This is a genomic window from Bosea sp. Tri-49, from assembly GCF_003952665.1.
Lineage (GTDB): Bacteria > Pseudomonadota > Alphaproteobacteria > Rhizobiales > Beijerinckiaceae > Allobosea.
In genome coordinates this window covers 4006501-4021572 of the sequence record NZ_CP017946.1, presented here as the reverse complement: position 1 = coordinate 4021572, position 15072 = coordinate 4006501, and the positions used below count along the sequence as shown (strand labels likewise).

Annotated in this window: 12 protein-coding genes; 1 reads left to right on the top strand and 11 read right to left on the bottom strand. The window is 66.9% G+C overall.

Annotated elements, in window-relative coordinates; all coding sequences use genetic code 11:
• Position 1: 1 nt before the first annotated feature.
• From BLM15_RS19385 to BLM15_RS19370, 4 genes are all read right to left on the bottom strand, one after another.
• Entirely contained in the window at positions 2-1276 is a 1275-nt protein-coding gene (locus tag BLM15_RS19385) for a ribulose-bisphosphate carboxylase large subunit family protein (protein WP_206438543.1), read from the bottom strand.
• Positions 1277-1407: 131 nt separating this feature from the next.
• A complete protein-coding gene (locus BLM15_RS19380) occupies positions 1408-1947 on the bottom strand; it encodes a VOC family protein (RefSeq protein ID WP_126114288.1) in 540 nt (179 codons plus the stop codon).
• Between the two features lie 33 nt (positions 1948-1980).
• Complete coding sequence (locus tag BLM15_RS19375) at positions 1981-3858, bottom strand: TRAP transporter large permease (protein ID WP_126114287.1); 1878 nt, start codon at positions 3856-3858, stop codon at positions 1981-1983.
• A 32-nt stretch (positions 3859-3890) separates the two neighbouring features.
• A complete protein-coding gene (locus BLM15_RS19370) occupies positions 3891-4907 on the bottom strand; it encodes a TRAP transporter substrate-binding protein (protein WP_126114286.1) in 1017 nt (338 codons plus the stop codon).
• Between the two features lie 113 nt (positions 4908-5020).
• On the opposite strand from BLM15_RS19370, the gene BLM15_RS19365 reads away from it, so the two are divergent.
• Positions 5021-6097 carry a LacI family DNA-binding transcriptional regulator gene (locus BLM15_RS19365; protein WP_126114285.1) on the top strand — a complete coding sequence of 359 codons (1077 nt, stop codon included), beginning with the start codon at positions 5021-5023 and terminating at the stop codon, positions 6095-6097.
• Positions 6098-6101: 4 nt separating this feature from the next.
• Here BLM15_RS19365 and BLM15_RS19360 read toward each other — a convergent pair whose 3' ends face one another.
• The 7 genes from BLM15_RS19360 to BLM15_RS19330 all read right to left on the bottom strand — a co-directional run bounded on the left by BLM15_RS19360 (position 6102) and on the right by BLM15_RS19330 (position 15071).
• The gene (locus tag BLM15_RS19360; protein WP_126114284.1) at positions 6102-6383 is read right to left on the bottom strand and encodes a hypothetical protein; all 282 of its coding nucleotides are present in this window, start codon (positions 6381-6383) and stop codon (positions 6102-6104) included.
• 126 nt (positions 6384-6509) lie between these two features.
• Positions 6510-7544 carry a GSCFA domain-containing protein gene (locus BLM15_RS19355; protein WP_126114283.1) on the bottom strand — a complete coding sequence of 345 codons (1035 nt, stop codon included), beginning with the start codon at positions 7542-7544 and terminating at the stop codon, positions 6510-6512.
• A 145-nt stretch (positions 7545-7689) separates the two neighbouring features.
• A complete protein-coding gene (locus BLM15_RS19350) occupies positions 7690-9150 on the bottom strand; it encodes a polysaccharide pyruvyl transferase family protein (protein WP_126114282.1) in 1461 nt (486 codons plus the stop codon).
• Positions 9147-10349 carry a hypothetical protein gene (locus tag BLM15_RS19345; RefSeq protein WP_126114281.1) on the bottom strand — a complete coding sequence of 401 codons (1203 nt, stop codon included), beginning with the start codon at positions 10347-10349 and terminating at the stop codon, positions 9147-9149. The genes BLM15_RS19350 and BLM15_RS19345 overlap by 4 nt, the downstream gene beginning before the upstream one ends.
• Positions 10346-11551, bottom strand: coding sequence for a polysaccharide pyruvyl transferase family protein (locus BLM15_RS19340; RefSeq protein WP_126114280.1), 1206 nt, complete (start codon positions 11549-11551; stop codon positions 10346-10348). The genes BLM15_RS19345 and BLM15_RS19340 overlap by 4 nt, the downstream gene beginning before the upstream one ends.
• Positions 11552-11583: 32 nt before the next feature.
• Positions 11584-12888: a glycosyltransferase family 4 protein gene (locus BLM15_RS19335; protein WP_442859382.1), complete on the bottom strand. Its 1305-nt coding sequence runs from the start codon at positions 12886-12888 to the stop codon at positions 11584-11586.
• A gap of 2 nt (positions 12889-12890) precedes the next feature.
• Positions 12891-15071 carry a glycosyltransferase family 2 protein gene (locus BLM15_RS19330; protein WP_126114278.1) on the bottom strand — a complete coding sequence of 727 codons (2181 nt, stop codon included), beginning with the start codon at positions 15069-15071 and terminating at the stop codon, positions 12891-12893.
• Between the last annotated feature and the right edge of the window lies 1 nt (position 15072).

Here is a 15072-nt window from a genome sequence, read left to right as displayed (position 1 = left end):
CTCAGCCGCTACCCCTGCCGAAGAAGTCGAGCGCCTGCGCGAGTTCGTCATGCTCCTTCGCTGCCTCGCTCAGCGGCACGCCGGCCGCGACCGCCTGCCAGGCCTGGCGGATGCTGGCGACGCCGGCCGCGGGGCCGCTTGGGTGGGCGAGGATGCCGCCCCCTGCCATGAACAGGAGGTCGTCATGCCCGATCGCGTCCCAGGTTGGCTGCGCCGTGCCGGCCCATTGCCCGGAGGAGAAAGCGGGGAGGACGCGGTCGTCGATACCGTTCGTCAGCGGCGTCACGCAGTCCTTGGCGGAGGTCACCACCTCCTCGTCCTCCTGCGCGAACTTCCCCTGCAAGCCATGCACATGCATGTGGTCGACGCCGGCGAGCCGCCAAAGCGTCTGGTAGGCCTGGAAGCCGATGCCGAGCAGCGGATGGCGTGAGAGCGCGCCGAAGCCATTGCGATGGCCGTGCAGGGCAAGGCTGGTCGAGCGGCGCAGGGTTTCGACGGCCGAGAACCCGCACCAATTCAGGCTGACCATGACGCAGGAGCCGCCCTCGCGCTCGACCAGCTCGGCATGGCGGCGCATCTGGTCGGTCTCGGCCGTGATATTGAAGGCGACCATCACCGCCTTGCCGGTGCGATCCTGATGGCGACGCACCGCGGCCATCACTGCTGGAACACGCTGGGCCAGCGGCGCGTGGACCGGATCGGCCGAGATCTCGTCGTCCTTGATGAAGTCGAGCCCGGCGGCGCAGAGCCGGCCGACCAATTCTGCGGTCTCATAGGGGCGCAGGCCGACATTGGGCTTGATGATCGAGCCGATCATCGGGCCATCAGTCACGCCGGTCGCCCGGCGGGTGCCGGCGATGCCGCGCGTCGGTAGTGGGAAGAGGCGGCGATAGGCGGCCGGCAGAGCCATGCTTTCGAGCCGGAGCCCAGTGACCTCGCCGAGGTCGAACAGGTTGCCGGCGACGATCGACGCCAGCGTCGGCAGGTTGGCGCCGACATTGTCGACCGGGAAGGAGAGTGTGATCCGGGCGCGCCGCCATGGGCCGTTGACGCCTTTCCGCGCCAGCCAGGCATTGGGCAGGCTCGGCTCGGCGGCGCTACCCTGCTCCTCGACCGCGATGACGACGGCGCGGGTGCGGTCGCGCAGCTCGTCGGTCTCGCCGGCGACGCGGGTGAAGGTGCCGCTTGACTGCTCGCCCGCCATCACCTCGGCGACTTTAAGCGGATCGAGCGGCGTCTCGATCAAATAGGTGGCTTCGAACCGTTCAGCGGGCATGGTCATCTTCCGAAGTCGCCACCCCCGTCATTGCGAGCATAGCGAAGCAATCCAGGAGGTCTCGCGCAATCCTTCTGGATTGCTTCGTCGGCGTCGCCTCCTCGCAATGACGGGGAGGATGCTATGATCGCTCAGAGCTTGCTGAGATCGGGAAAGGGGCGCACCGGGTCCTTGCCGTCCCAGCTCTCGCCTGCCTCGCGGATCAGCCGGAACATCTCGCCCTTCGGTCCGGCGACCTCGGAGAGCTCGATCACCGTGCCGGGATGATAGTGCGTGTCGAAATAGATGAAGCGGCCACGCTCGCCGACCTCGCCCGACATCACCGGCTTGAAGCCCTCGGCCAGCAGCCGCTCCAGGTCGGCGTCATAGTCCGAGGTCCAGTAGGCGACATGCTGCAGGCCGCTATGGCCGGCATCGGTGAAGTCCTTGTACATGGACGGCACCGCGTTGCGGCACTGGATCAGTTCGATCTGCAGCGGGCCGGAATTGGCGAGCGCGACCGAGTTGTGCGGCTCGTAGGCCTGCCCCTTGTAGCGATAGTTCCTGATCGGGACTTTTGGATTGTAGAAGAACGGCCCGACGCCGAGCACCCGGCTCCAATAGTCCATCGCCGCCTCGATATCGGGGACGACATAGCCGGCCTGACGGATCTGGCCAAAATGACGGCTCATGGGTGCTTTCCTGCGAAGATCAGTGGTTGAGCGCTAGAGGAAGCCGATGGAGATCCACGGCACGGCGGCGACGATGACGAGGCCGATCAAAAGGGCGGCGATATAGGCCCAGATGTATTTCAGCCCCTCGTCGGGATTGATCTTCGAGATCGCGCAGGCGCCGTAATAGCCGACGCCGAAGGGCGGGGCGAAGAGGCCGATGCCCATCGCGAAGATCACGACCATGGCGTAGTGGACCTCGTGCACGCCGATCTGCTTGGCGATCGGGAAGAGCAGCGGCCCGAACAGCACGATTGCCGGAATGCCCTCGAGCACGCTGCCGAGGATGACGAAGGCGACGATCGAGATGGCGAGGAAGCCCCAGGTTCCGCCGGGGACCGCCGCCATGATCTTGGCGAGGTCCTGCGAGAACCCCGATTGCGTCAGCCCCCAGGCCATGGCGGTGGCGCAGCCGATGATGAAGATGATCGCGCCGGTGAGCGATGCCGTATCGACCAGCATGCGCTTGAGCCGGCGCCAGTCGAACTGCCGGTAAATCAGGATGCCGGCCAGTACCGCATAGGCGATGCCGATGGTCGAGACCTCGGTCGCGGTGGCAACGCCCTCGACGACGGCGGCGCGGATGACGAAGGGCAAGGCGATGGCGGGGGCCGCGATCAGGCAGAGCTTGCCGATCTCGCGCTTCGAATATTTGGTGACCTGACTGAGATCCTCGCCCCGGTTGCGCCACCAGACGACGAAGCAGAGCGCGATGCCGAGCACGACGGCCGGCAGCATGCCACCGGTGAACAAAGCCGCGATCGAGACGCCGGTGACCGAGCCGATGGTGATCAGCACGATCGAGGGCGGGATCGTCTCGGTCTGCGCGCCCGTCGCTGAGAGCAGCGCGACGAGGTCGCCCGGCTTGGCGCCGCGCTTCTGCATCTCCGGGAACAGCACGGGTGCGATCGCGGCCATGTCGGCGATCTTCGAGCCGGAGATGCCGGAAACCAGGTACATCGCGCCAACAAGCACATAGGACAGTCCACCGCGGACATGGCCGAGCAGCGAGGCCAGGAACTGGATCATCGCTCGCGCCATGCCGGTCATCTCGATCAGCGCGCCGAGGAAGATGAACAGCGGCACGGCGAGCAGGATGAGATGGCTCATGCCCTCGTCGAGCCGGCCGACCATCACGACCATCGGCGTCGAGGTCGTCAGCGAGAGATAGCCGAAGGTGGCGAGCGCAAAGGAGAAGGCGATCGGCACCCCGGCGAAGACGTTGGCCGCGACAACGCCGACGAAGAAGATCACGAGGTTGAGCTTGCCGAGCGGCTTCAGCGCCGGGCCGAGCAGCCAGAACAGGACGACGAGGGCCACCGTGAGCCCGGCGGCCTGCAGGACCGGCTTCCACGAGCCGAAGCGCAGCAGCCGGCAGAAGGCGGCGAACAGCATCAGAACGATACCGATCGGCAGCGCCGCGGCGCGCCAGGAATTGGCGATCTCCAGCGCCGGCGTGACGATGAAGCGCTCATCCTCGGCATAGTCCAGCGCGTCCGGCAGGATCATCACCAGGAAGGTGATCGCCGCGGTGATGGCGAGCGCCTCGAGCAGGAGGCGTGCCTGCGGCCCGACGCGGCTGACGAGCCCGGTCATGCGCATATGCTCGCCGCGGCGCAGCGCCACGACCGCGCCGAGCATGGAGAGCCAGAGGAACAGGATCGAGGCGAGCTCGTCGGACCAGACCAGCGGCGCGTGGAAGGCGTAGCGAGCCGTGACGCCCGCCCCGAGGATTATGATCTCGGCGAGGACAAGCACGGCCGCGACGAGCTCGACCACCACGCCGACGGCGCGGTCGAGCCTGTCGGCGAGGCGACCGAGGCCGGTCGCCGGCATGGCCGGCGGCGGCAGGGTGGCAGCGTGAACGTCCATGGCGTGTCCTCGAGATCCGATCCCGGCAAGCCTCAGGCGAGCTTGCCGACCGCTCCCTCGAGCAGGCCCCAGGCCTCGGCGCCGAAGCGCTCCTGCCATTCCCTATAGAACCCGCCGTCGCGGAGCTTGGCCCGGAAGCTGTCGGGGTTGGTTTTGTTGAAGGCAAGCCCCTTGGATTGCAGGTCGGCCTGCACGGTATCGTTGAGGCTCTTGATGTCGCCGCGCTGCGCGACGCCGGCGTCGTTGATCGCGGACGCCACGATCTTCTGGATGTCAGCAGGCAGGCCGCGCCAGGCGCGGCCATTGGCGATGAACCAGAAGCCGTCCCAGATATGGTTGGAAACCGCGCAGCTCTTCTGGACTTCGTAGAGCTTGGCGACCTGGATGATCGGCAGCGGATTCTCCTGCGCATCGACCACCTTGGTCTGCAGCGCCGAATAGACCTCGGAGAACTGCAGGCTGGCAGGCGCCGCGCCGAGCGCCTTGAACATCGAGATCGAGAGCGGCGAGACCGGCACGCGGATCTTGAGCGAGGCCATGTCGGCCGCCTGCTCGATCGCCTTGCCCGAGGTGGTCATCTGGCGAAAGCCATTGTCCCACATCTTCTCGAAGGCATAGAGATTGACCTTCTCGATCGCGGCCCGGACATGCGCGCCGACCGGCCCGTCCATCGCCTTCCAGACCTGGTCGTAATCGGCGAAGGCGAAGCCGACCGCATTGATCGCCGCGACCGGCACCAGGGTCGCGATCACCAGCGCTGACGGCGTGAAGAAGGTGATGCCGCCATTGCGGACCTGGCTCAGCATGTCGGTGTCGCCGCCGAGCTGGTTGTTCGGGAAGATCTTGATCTCGACCCGCCCGTTCGTCTCCTTGGCGACGCGCTCGGCCGCCTGCTGGGCGCGGATGTTGAGCGGATGGCTGAGCGGCAGGTTATTGCCGTATTTCAGCTCGATCTCGGCCGCTCGCGCGATCATCGGCATGCCGATCAGCGATGCGGCGGGGGCGGCGGCGAGGCCCTTGATGAGCGTGCGGCGGCTCGGTCCGGTCATGATGTCCTCCCTGGACGTGCTGATGCGATTTGATCGCTCTTGAATGCTTGACGCTCAGCATAGAAATCGTTTCTGATGGTCTTCAAGCTCATTTTCTGATGGGTTTTGATTGGATGAACGCGCCGATCCCCAAGCTTGCCGAGGAAGTTGAGCCGTCCGCACCGCGCCGCCGCCAGATGGCACGGGTCGAGGATGTCGCGCGCCTTGCCGGCGTCTCGACGGCGACGGTCGACCGCGTACTGAACCAGCGTCCAGGCGTCAGGCCGGCGACGGTGCAGCGCGTGCTGAAGGCCGCGGGCGAGCTCGGCTACGTCATGGAAGGGGCGCTGCCGGCGAGCGCGCTCCGGCCGCTGCGCCTCGGCTTCCTGTTGCCGGCCGGAAACAACCGCTTCCTCGGCCTACTCGGCCGGCTGATCGTTGGCTCGCAGGACCAACTCGCCTCCTTCAACATGCGTGCCCGGGTCGAGCATATCGAGAGCTTCAAGCCGGAACTGCTCGCTCATGAGCTCAGGCGGATCGGCCGCGAAGTCGACGGCGTCGCCTTCATGGCGCTGGAGCACCCGACCGTGCGCGAGGCGGTCGACCTTCTGGCCGAGCGCGGCGTGCCCAGCGTGACGCTCATCTCGGACATCGCCAACACCGCCCGCGCCGCCTATGTCGGCCTCGACAACCGCGCCGCCGGACGCACCGCCGGCCAGCTCATCGCCCGCTTCATCGGGCCGCGCCGCGCCAAGGTGGCGATGATCGCCGGCAGCCTGAGCTATCGCGCCCATGAGGAGCGCGAGATGGGCTTCCTGCATCTGTTCGAGGAGCTTTATCCGGACATCGAAGTCGTCGGCCTGCGCGAAGGCCATGACGACGAGGCCAAGAACTACCGCCAGACCAAGACCCTGCTCGGCCAGCATCCGGATCTCGCCGGCATCTACAATATCGGCGGCGGGCCCGAGGGCATCGCCCGGGCGCTGAAGGAGGCCGGGCGGCAGGATGTGGTCTTCGTCGGCCATGGGCTGACACCGGAGACGCGAGGCCTCCTCGTCGACGGCACCATGGATGCGGTCATCACCCAGCAGCCGCTGGCGACGCTGATGAGCTGTGTTGCGATCTTCGCCAATCTGCGCGCCGGGCGGCCGGCGGCGGAGGGCACAGCCCGACCCGGCATCGAGATCGTGCTCCGCGAGAACCTGCCTTGAAAGCTCAGGTGGTGCGGCCGACCTCGCGTGCCACCTCAGAGAACGACCGCATGCCGCCTTCCGGCCGGGTCGCGATCGACAGGAAGCGGGCAGCGAAGGCGAGCGAGTCGCGCTGGCTCGGGCTGAGCTGGTCGCAGCGCTGCCGATCGCCCAGCCCGGTCTGCTCGGCCTCCGTCAGCGCGGCCTTGAGCTGTGAATCAGTCAGTGCGCCCGAAGTCACCAGCGAGCGCAGCACGGCCGTGAAGGCCAGCAGCATGCCTTCGAGCTGTAGATTGGCGACGTTCATCTCGTCCTCCCGACGGTAGCCGATCGGGCGGTCGGACGGCCGCCGGACATGCCTGCGCCGGGGCCGCTCTCCGGCGCCCGGCGCATCTTGACATGGTAAGCCGGCCACGGCGACCGGCTTGTTGGCTCAGGCCGCCTGCGGCTGCGCGGCGTCACCGAGATAGGCGCCCTGGAAGGTCGTCATCACATGCGCGACCATCTCGCGGGCAATGTGGAGCTGGTCGTCCTCGAAGGCGATGGTACGCGGCGAGTTGAGCACGATCTCGTAGCTTGGGAAGTAGTCGACGTAGTCGAAGCGGCGGAACAATTCCTCGGCTACGGAGCGCAGCAGCGATTTCGAGGCGCTGTTGGCGACGATCACGTCGGCATCCTTGAAGGTCGCGCCGAACGGCACCGGCGAGACGGTGACGATGAAACGCATCTCCGGATGGCAGTGCTCGCGGATCAGCCCGATGATGTCGAGCATGTCGGCCAGCGTCGCGTCATAGCCGTAGTCGACGAAGCGGAAGCGCTCCGGCATGCGCTGCAGCCAGCTCGGGCCGGGATGCGCGTTCATCGCGATCCCCGTCTCGGCATCGAGCCAGGTCTCGGTCAGGCCGAGCGTGAAGAAGCAGATGCGCGCATTCTTGATCTGCGCGGTCGCCTCGCTGAGGCGCTTGCGGTTGGCGAAGGCGGTCTCGCGGTCGAGCAATTTCAGGCCGCTGGCATGTGGATCGAACCATTGCCCGGGCGCCAGCTCGATCAGCCCGTCATTGGGATAGTTCTCGCCACGCAGCACGCGCTTCAGCTCGTGCGTCATCGAGCGGACCGAATATTTGTTGAGCGCGCCGCGGCTGAGCTGGCCGCGATCGGCGCCGCCGCCGCGGCCGGTCTCCTCATCCCAGCTCTCGAAATGCTCGGCCGGCACGCCATGGCCCTTCAGCAGCAGCGGCAGGCCGCGCATCATCAGGATGTTCTCGACCTCGCGGGCGAAGCACGAGCCCATGGTGAAGATCGGCCAGGACGGGTCGATCTTGAATTTCGATTTGTGCTCGACGGACAGGTAGTTGCCGGTGGTCAGCCGTTCCTTGGCCATCTTCTCCGGCTTGCCCGAGATCCAGCCGCGCACGGGATTGCCGCGCATGATGGATAGGGCCGTGCCTGCATTGTATTCGATCTTCATGATCGTCTCCTGCGTTCGAGGAACCTCTCGGGCTCGACGGTGCGGACTCGAAAGCCTTGGGTGCTCGCCGGGCGCTTGCTGATGGCCCGGTTACCTCCGGGCATTTCCTCCAACCGGCGCGATCTTCGCCGCGCCGGGTTTGGTCTCACATGCGGTGGGGAATGCCGTTGTGGTCGAGGAAGCCGCGCATCCGGTCATAGGAAGCGGCATAGCTCTTCGCGAGGTTGTTCAGCGCCGCCTCCTGATAGACCGCGCGCCAGCCGCCTTCGGCGAGCGCCGCTTCCGAGACGACAGGGATCTTCAGCGTCTCGGCCAGTTCCTGGCTGCGCGTGTCATAGGCGACGAGCACGCCCGGGACGCCCTGCGCGACCGCCGGCAGCACGCCATGGACGCGGTAGCCGACGGCAAGGTCGATCGAGCGCGCGAACTCGTCATAACGCTCGACGTCGAAGAAGGAGAACAGCTGCTTCTCGTAGATGCGCCGCATCGGCGCATCGTCCGGGCCGTCCCACCACTTGGTCTTGACGAACTCCGCAACCGCCTTTTCCTTCGCCGCCGGATCGCGCAGGAAGAAGGCCTTCTCCTCCTGCTCGCCATGCGAGGACATCACCATCTCGCTCTGGCCGTCGACCTTGAGCAGCGCGGCCTTCTGGTTACGCAGATAGGCGTCCGGGTCGGCGGTGTAGCTCTTGTCGGCCTCGCGGCGCAGGCTGAAGGCGACCTTGCGGATCTCGCGCTGGTCGGGGATGCGGATCTTGAGGTCGCGATTGCGGGTCCGGAAGATCGACGGGCAGCCGACGACCTCGACATTCTTGATGCCATTTTGGCGCAGGGTCTCGGCGCTGAAGGCGCCGCGCACGCCGATCGCGGCCGAGCGTTCGCCGACGATCGACCAGAAGCGCTTCGACGCCTCGGGCAGCTCGATTTTGCGGTTCTGGCTCGCCTGGGCGCCGACGCCGATAGCGTAGACCGGCAACTTCACCTTCTCCAGCACCTCTACGGCGCGGAACCATTCCATGTTCTCGTGGATGAAGTTCGAGCCACGCACGAAGACGAAGTCGAATTCGCTGGCGTAGCGCGCGATGTCGGCATCGGTCGGCGACATGATCTTCATCGGCTCAAGATGCGCATAGCGCAGGAGCTTCAGCGTCGAATCGTAGACGATCATGTCGCCGATGTTGAAGTAGTCGCTGAGCAGTTTCTCCATCGGCGCGCGGTACCAGCGCACCTTGTCGTGCTCGTAGACCTCGCCGGCCGGATAGATCACCAGCGCGCGCAATTTGGTCTCGGTCGCGATCGGACGCAGATTCGAGCCCGGGGCGAGCGTGCCTGTGGCTGCATCGGCGATCGCGACCGAGTGGGGGCGCCCATTGGGCAAGCTCGGCAGCGGGATGGTCAACTCGGCGACATCCGCCTCAGCCGTGACGATCGCGCCGGGCTGGATGGTGGCGTATTCCTGCCCGTCGAGCATCAGCTTGAGCGTGGGCCAGCTCCGATCGGGCCGGCGCCCGATGGCGACGACGACCTCGCCGGTGGTGGCGCGTAGGATCTTGATGGCGTTCTGCGCCGAGACCACGGAGCCGAGATTGAGCACGGGCGCGTTCATGGCCCCTCCTTGACGAACTGAACCTTGAGGCGGACCAGGTCGCGGTCGGGGCCGAGCTTGCAGTCGGCGACCTTCATCCTGGTCATGAAGAGAAAGGCCTCGTCGCCGGTCGTCTCGAAATTGCGCGAGCGCGAGGTCGGATCGGCGAGGGCGCCATAGCCGTAGCGCAGCCGGTCGCTGCAGTTCTTGCTCCACATCGTCGGCTGCACCATCAGCGTCTGCAGCGGCGACCAGCGGATCAGATCGTCGGACCAGCTATAAGCGACGCGGCCGCCGGCGATGTTCTGGCTCGGATCGGGGCCGAGGTGGAGGAGCGCGAGCCATTTCCCGCTCGCCTCGTGCCGGGTCAGCGATCCCACCGTGGTCGGCAGCGGCTTGAGCGTCTGGCAGGGCCGCGCCTGGCTGAGGTCGTCGCGATAGGGATCGACGGCGCGGATGGTGAAGTCCTGCCCGTCGAAGGCGCGCCAGGAGGTCGGGTCCTTGATGTTGGTCGAGCGGAACAGGCAGACGCCGTTCTTCTGGCCCTCACCGCCGGTGGTCATGATCAGCGCATACCAGGCGCCGTCCTTCTGGACGATGTTGGAGGGGTTGAAGAAGCCGCGATGCCGGCCCTGGCCGACCTCCTGGGGGAAGCCGGGTGCCGCCACCAGCGGGCGCGGCTCGTCGGTCTTGAAGCTCAGGCCGCCATCGCTGGAATGGGCGGCGGTGACGACATTGTACCAGCAGCTCATCGCATCCTTGAAGCGGCAGGCGCCGGGATGCTTGTCGGCATGGTATTCGGCGTGCACCAGTGCCTCGACATTGCGGCCATCGCCGGTCCAGGTCGCGGCGATCCAGCTCTTGTCGCTGAACTGGCTCGGATCGGCGCTGCTCTTCGCCTCGAAGGAGACCGCGCAGCTCTTGCGGATCGCGCCGAGATTGCCGCCGATCAGCGGCCGGCTGCGGTAATGGCTGGCGAAGGCAACGACCTCGCCCTTGTTGTCGCGGAAGGCGCGCAAGGGCGCATCCGGCAGGTCCCATTCCTCGCAGCGCTCGCGCGCCCAGGAGACGACCGTCTCCTCCTTCGCGTCGGGCGCGATCTCCAGCCGGTAACCTGCGGCGACCGGTGCGCCCGGCGCCTGCGCGAAGCCGGCGACGGGCGCGGTGATTGCCAGCAGCGCCGCCGGCAGCCAGGCGAGGGCGGTGCGCGCGCTCCTCATGCCACCTTCCTTTCCGGCTCGGGAGCCGGTGGTGCGGACGTGGCGGCCGCAGCAGGCTTCGCCATCTTGTGGTCGACCTTGTTCTCGCTGAGGAAGGCGCTCATCGCGCCATAGACGCGGGCATAGGCCGCGTTGAAGCGGTCGAAGAGCGCCTGGTTCCAGTACTCTTCCAGCTTGAACGGCTTGTCGCCGAAGACGTCGACGCTCGGAATCTGGAAGGTCTCGGCGAATTCGACCGTGCGGCTGTCATAGGTGAAGTAGATCGAGGGCGTGCCGTTGGCGAGCGCCATCAGATTGCCGTGCAGCCGGTAGCCGAGCACGAGATCGAGCTTGCGGACGAGCTGCTCATGTCCGGCGACGACGTCCGAATAGAACATCCGGTCACGGTAGAGCGCTTCCATCTGCTCATCGAGATACCATTGGGTCGCCCAGCCGTTCTCGCGCAGGGCCGCCATGCCCTCCAGCTTCTGCTCGGGCGTGCCGAGAGCGAGCTTCTTCTCCTCGACCTCGCCCTGGGACATAAGCGTGACCTCGAAGCGGTCCGCCATCGCCTTCACCAGGTCGCGGTGGAAGGTCAGGTAGCGCTTGATGTCCTTGGCGTAGTGCTTGGAGACCTCGCGGCGCAGCGTGACGCCGACCTGCTTCACGCTGTCGAGCGCCGGCAAGCGGATGGCGAGGTCGGGCCGGTTGTTGCGGAAGGCGGTCGGGCAGCCGATGATCCGGGCGTTCTTGATGCCGAGCTCGTGCATCACCTCGGCCGAATAGGTGCCACGCACGCCGACCGACGCGGTCGAATCCGAGATCAGCTTGAGGACGGTCTTGCTGTCCTCGCTGAGTTCGAGCTTGCCGCTGACCGGAGCCTGCGCGCCGATGCCGAAGGCGAGCACCGGCAGCTTGAGCCGGCGCAGCACCTCGGCGGTGCGGCTCCAGTTCATGCCGGCGTGCACATAGTTCGAGCCGCGCAGGAAGACATAGTCGAACTCGGCGTTGAACCGGTCGATCTGCTGGGGGTCGATGCTGGTGATCGGCAATTCCTCGAGCTTCTCGAAGTTGAGCAGCTTCAGCGAGGAATCGAAGACAAAGGCGTCGCCGATGTTGTGGTAGTGGTTGATGTGGCTCTGCAGGTCGGCATGGCGATACCAGCGGACATTGTCGTGGTTGTAGACCTCGCCCGAAGGGCTGATCACGAGGATGCGGGCCATGGTTGCGTTCTCCCTTCTTGTGTCCGCGCAGCTCACGCGATCATCGGCGCGGCGGCGCGATTGGCCGGAGCCGGCATGCCCCGCTCGGCGATCAGGCGCTGGTAGAGCGCCAGGTGCTGGTCGGCGCAGTCGACATGGCTGAGCGGCTTCTTGATGCCTGCGCGCAGGCGCTCCCAGAGCCCAGGCTCGCTCAGCGCCCGGGTCATGCAATCGACGAGATCCTCGGGGCTGTTGGAGCGGAAATGCAGCCCGTCGACTTCGTCGGTGATCTTCTCGGCCATGCCGCCGAGATTGCTGGAGAGGATCGGGCGGCCGTGGAAGAAGGCCTCCTGGATCACGATCGGCGAATTCTCCCACCAGACCGAGGGCATCACCACCCAGTCGACCGAACGCATCAGATTGGGCATCTCGTGGTTCTGGAAGGGGCCGCAGAAGCGCACGCGCCGCCCAGCCGCCTCGACCAGGTCGGTGAACTTCTTCTTATAGGCCTCGGGCTGGCGGTCGAGATTGCCGCCATAGACGAGGAGCACGCTGTCCTCGCCCCAGACCTGCTCCGGGATGCGGGTGACGGCGTCGATCAGCACGTCGGCGCCCTTGTAGGGCGTGAGCTGGCCGAAATAGGCAAAGCGCGAGCGCCGGCCATTGGCTTCGGGCACAGGCCGCGGCGGCGCCACCTCGGCGACGTCGATGCCATTCTCGATGACCGAGAAGCGTTCGGCGGCGAGCCCCCATTGCTGGTAGCGCTCGGCCAGGAAGCGGCTTGGCGAGATGAAATGGTCGGCGAGGTTGAGGATGCCCTTGATGAAGGTCTCGCGGGCGAGGAAGCGCGCCGGCGAGATGTCGGGGAAGCAGGCGTTGCAGTCGCTTGGCGAAGCCCGGTAGCAGAGCTTGAAGGCGCCGGTCTTCACCATCTGGCCGTGGTGGTGGCAGATCGAGAGATACTCGTGGAAGGTCACCACGATCAGCGCATCCGGCAGCGTGTCGCGCACCGCGAACAGGCATTCGAGGCCGAGCCCGATGAAATGGTGGAAATGCACCACGTCAGGCTTGAGGTCGCGCAGCACGCGGACGAAGTCGCGCTCGATCTCGTCCGTGGCGCGGTTCGACAGCAGGAAGTGGTCGTACTCCTCGGCGTAGTAGAGCAGTTCGCCGCCGCGCTGGCGCAGGCTCATCAGCGCCGTGCCGCCATGGCGCGGCGTCGGCGCGCCGACCCGGGCGAGATAGTGGGTGTCCACCTCGGCCTTGGCCCGGAAGCCCTTGTGCAGGTTGTAGGAGGCGACTTCGGCGCCACCGAGCGAGAAGGAGGGGTGGCCGTGCGAGACGACGAGGATACGCATGCTCATCCTCTCATGTTGGAAATGGCCAGCGCCCAGCGCCGGTCGAAACTGGTGCGGTCGGCGAGGCTGATCAGCGCGCCGACATGCGGGCGGGTCTCACCGTCCTCGACGACATAGATCTCGACCTCGGGCACCCAGAGCGACGGCACGCCGTTCATCCGGAGCTTCAGGCAGAGATCGAGACCCTTCTCGCCGGTGGTGAAGTAGCTGCGCGAGAAGCCGTCGACCTCGAGGAAGGCGTTGCGCGACATCACGCAGCATTCGGTCGCACCGGCGGCGACCTCCATCGGCCCGAGGCTGCCGATCGCATCCAAGGGATAGCCGACGAAGCGGTTGTAGACGCGCCGTCCGGCGCCTTCGCCTTCGAGCCAGGCGCCGGCCCAGCGGATCGAGTTGTCCTCGAACAGCAGGGTCGGGCTCGCGACGCAGTGGCCGCCGCGGCCGCGATAGGCGCGCTCCAGCCGCCCGAGCCAGCCGGGCATCCGGATCTGGGCCGCGCCGGAGAGCAGCGCCACCGTCTGGAAGCGGCAGGCGCGCACGCCGGCCTCCAGCGCATCGCAGGTATCCTCGACGCCTTCGACCAGGACGAGGCGGACCTGGAGCCCATAGAACCGTGCGAGTCGGCGCGCCTCGGCGCCGAGCCGGTCGAAGCTCTCGCCGGGGGCAGCGACCACGATCGGCAGCGGTTTGATCTCGGGATCGATCGCGAGCAAGGCGAACAGGCTGGAGAGCTCGCGCTGACGATGATCGAGGCCGATCACCAGGCCCATGGCGGCATCGGCGTTGAAACGGCCGATATCGTGCGTCTCGATCGCCTTGGGCGGCGCGATCTCGGCGGCTTGCAGCGCAGGGGCGATCTGCTTTTCGACGACGGCGGTCGCGGTCGAGGAGCGTGGGTCGAGCAGGCCGAAGACCCGCTCCAGCGCGCGCCGGGCCGGGTTGCGGCCGGGTGCAAGCGGCAGGAAGGCCGGGCCGTGGCCCTCGACCTCGAATTCGAGATAGAGCGGCTGCCCCGGCTCAGGCAGCAGCTTGGGCGCGAAGACGATGAAGCCATGACTGTTGCGCCGGCTCGCCATGGCTGGCCCGAAGCGCGGATCCTCGGCGAAAGCGGCGGTGACGTCCGGCCGCACGGCGCGTGTCCAGATCTTGTCGATGGTGCAGGACTGCGTACCGCTGCGCAGCACGACATCGCCGACCAGACGTTCCGGATCGAACAGCCAGCCGATGATCAGGACGCCGGTGCCTTCGACGATCGTGGCGTCGTCGATGCCGGCCCGCACCGGCTGGTCGAGGAAGGAGATGGTATCGCGTCCGTCGAAGCGCTGTGAGGCGTGCTTCAGCTTCTCGACGGTGGCGGCTGGGGCGGTGCCGCGCTGCAGTCCGTCACGCAGATGGCCCGGCACGGTGATCTGCTCGAGCACGACATGGCGCTCATAGACCTCGAGCGCGCGCCAGCCGTCATTGGCGCGGAAGAACAGTCGCTCGATTTCGCTGGGATGGCGTATGGCGCACTCTTCCAGCAGGCCGAAGAAGCCGCGCGCGCCCTCGCCGAGGTCGTCGCGCTCGAAGGTTCCCGCTTCCAGCACGGCCGGCGATAGCCCACCATGGGCGACCAGCAGCTTGGTCCGCCCGGCGGCGAAGTTCGCGGTCCAGCCTTGCACGAAGATGCTGTCGTCGAGCGGGCCCATCACCTCGACGAAGCCCCCGGGCTTGGCGACCGATTGCAGCAGCATGCCGACGGCGCGCAGGCGCCGCGGATTCGATTTGCCGGCGAGCAGCACTTCCAGGAGCCCGTCGACGACAGTCGGGAAGGCCTGGCCGGCTTCGTCCGCGAGCGCCGCGAGGAAGGCCTGTAGCGGCATCGGCTTCGGCGCCAGGATCAGCCGCAAGGGTCGGCCCGGCCGGCCGAGCAGGATCGCGCCCGAGCCGGCGCGGTCGGGCGACGGGGCAGGAGCGAGGCAGAGGAAGCCAGTGGCGTGTGCAGCGTCGGCCTGCGGCCGGCGCCAGGTCAGCGCCATGGTCTCGACCCGGTTGCGCGGATTGCCGTCGACCGCGACCGGCACCTTGCCTGGCAGCGCATCGCAGGCGCTCATCACCAGGATCGCGTTCTCGCCGAGCGGGGTCCAGGCGACGGTTGGCGCGGGGCTGATAACGGTCCGCTCGGGGATGATGACCTCGTTCATC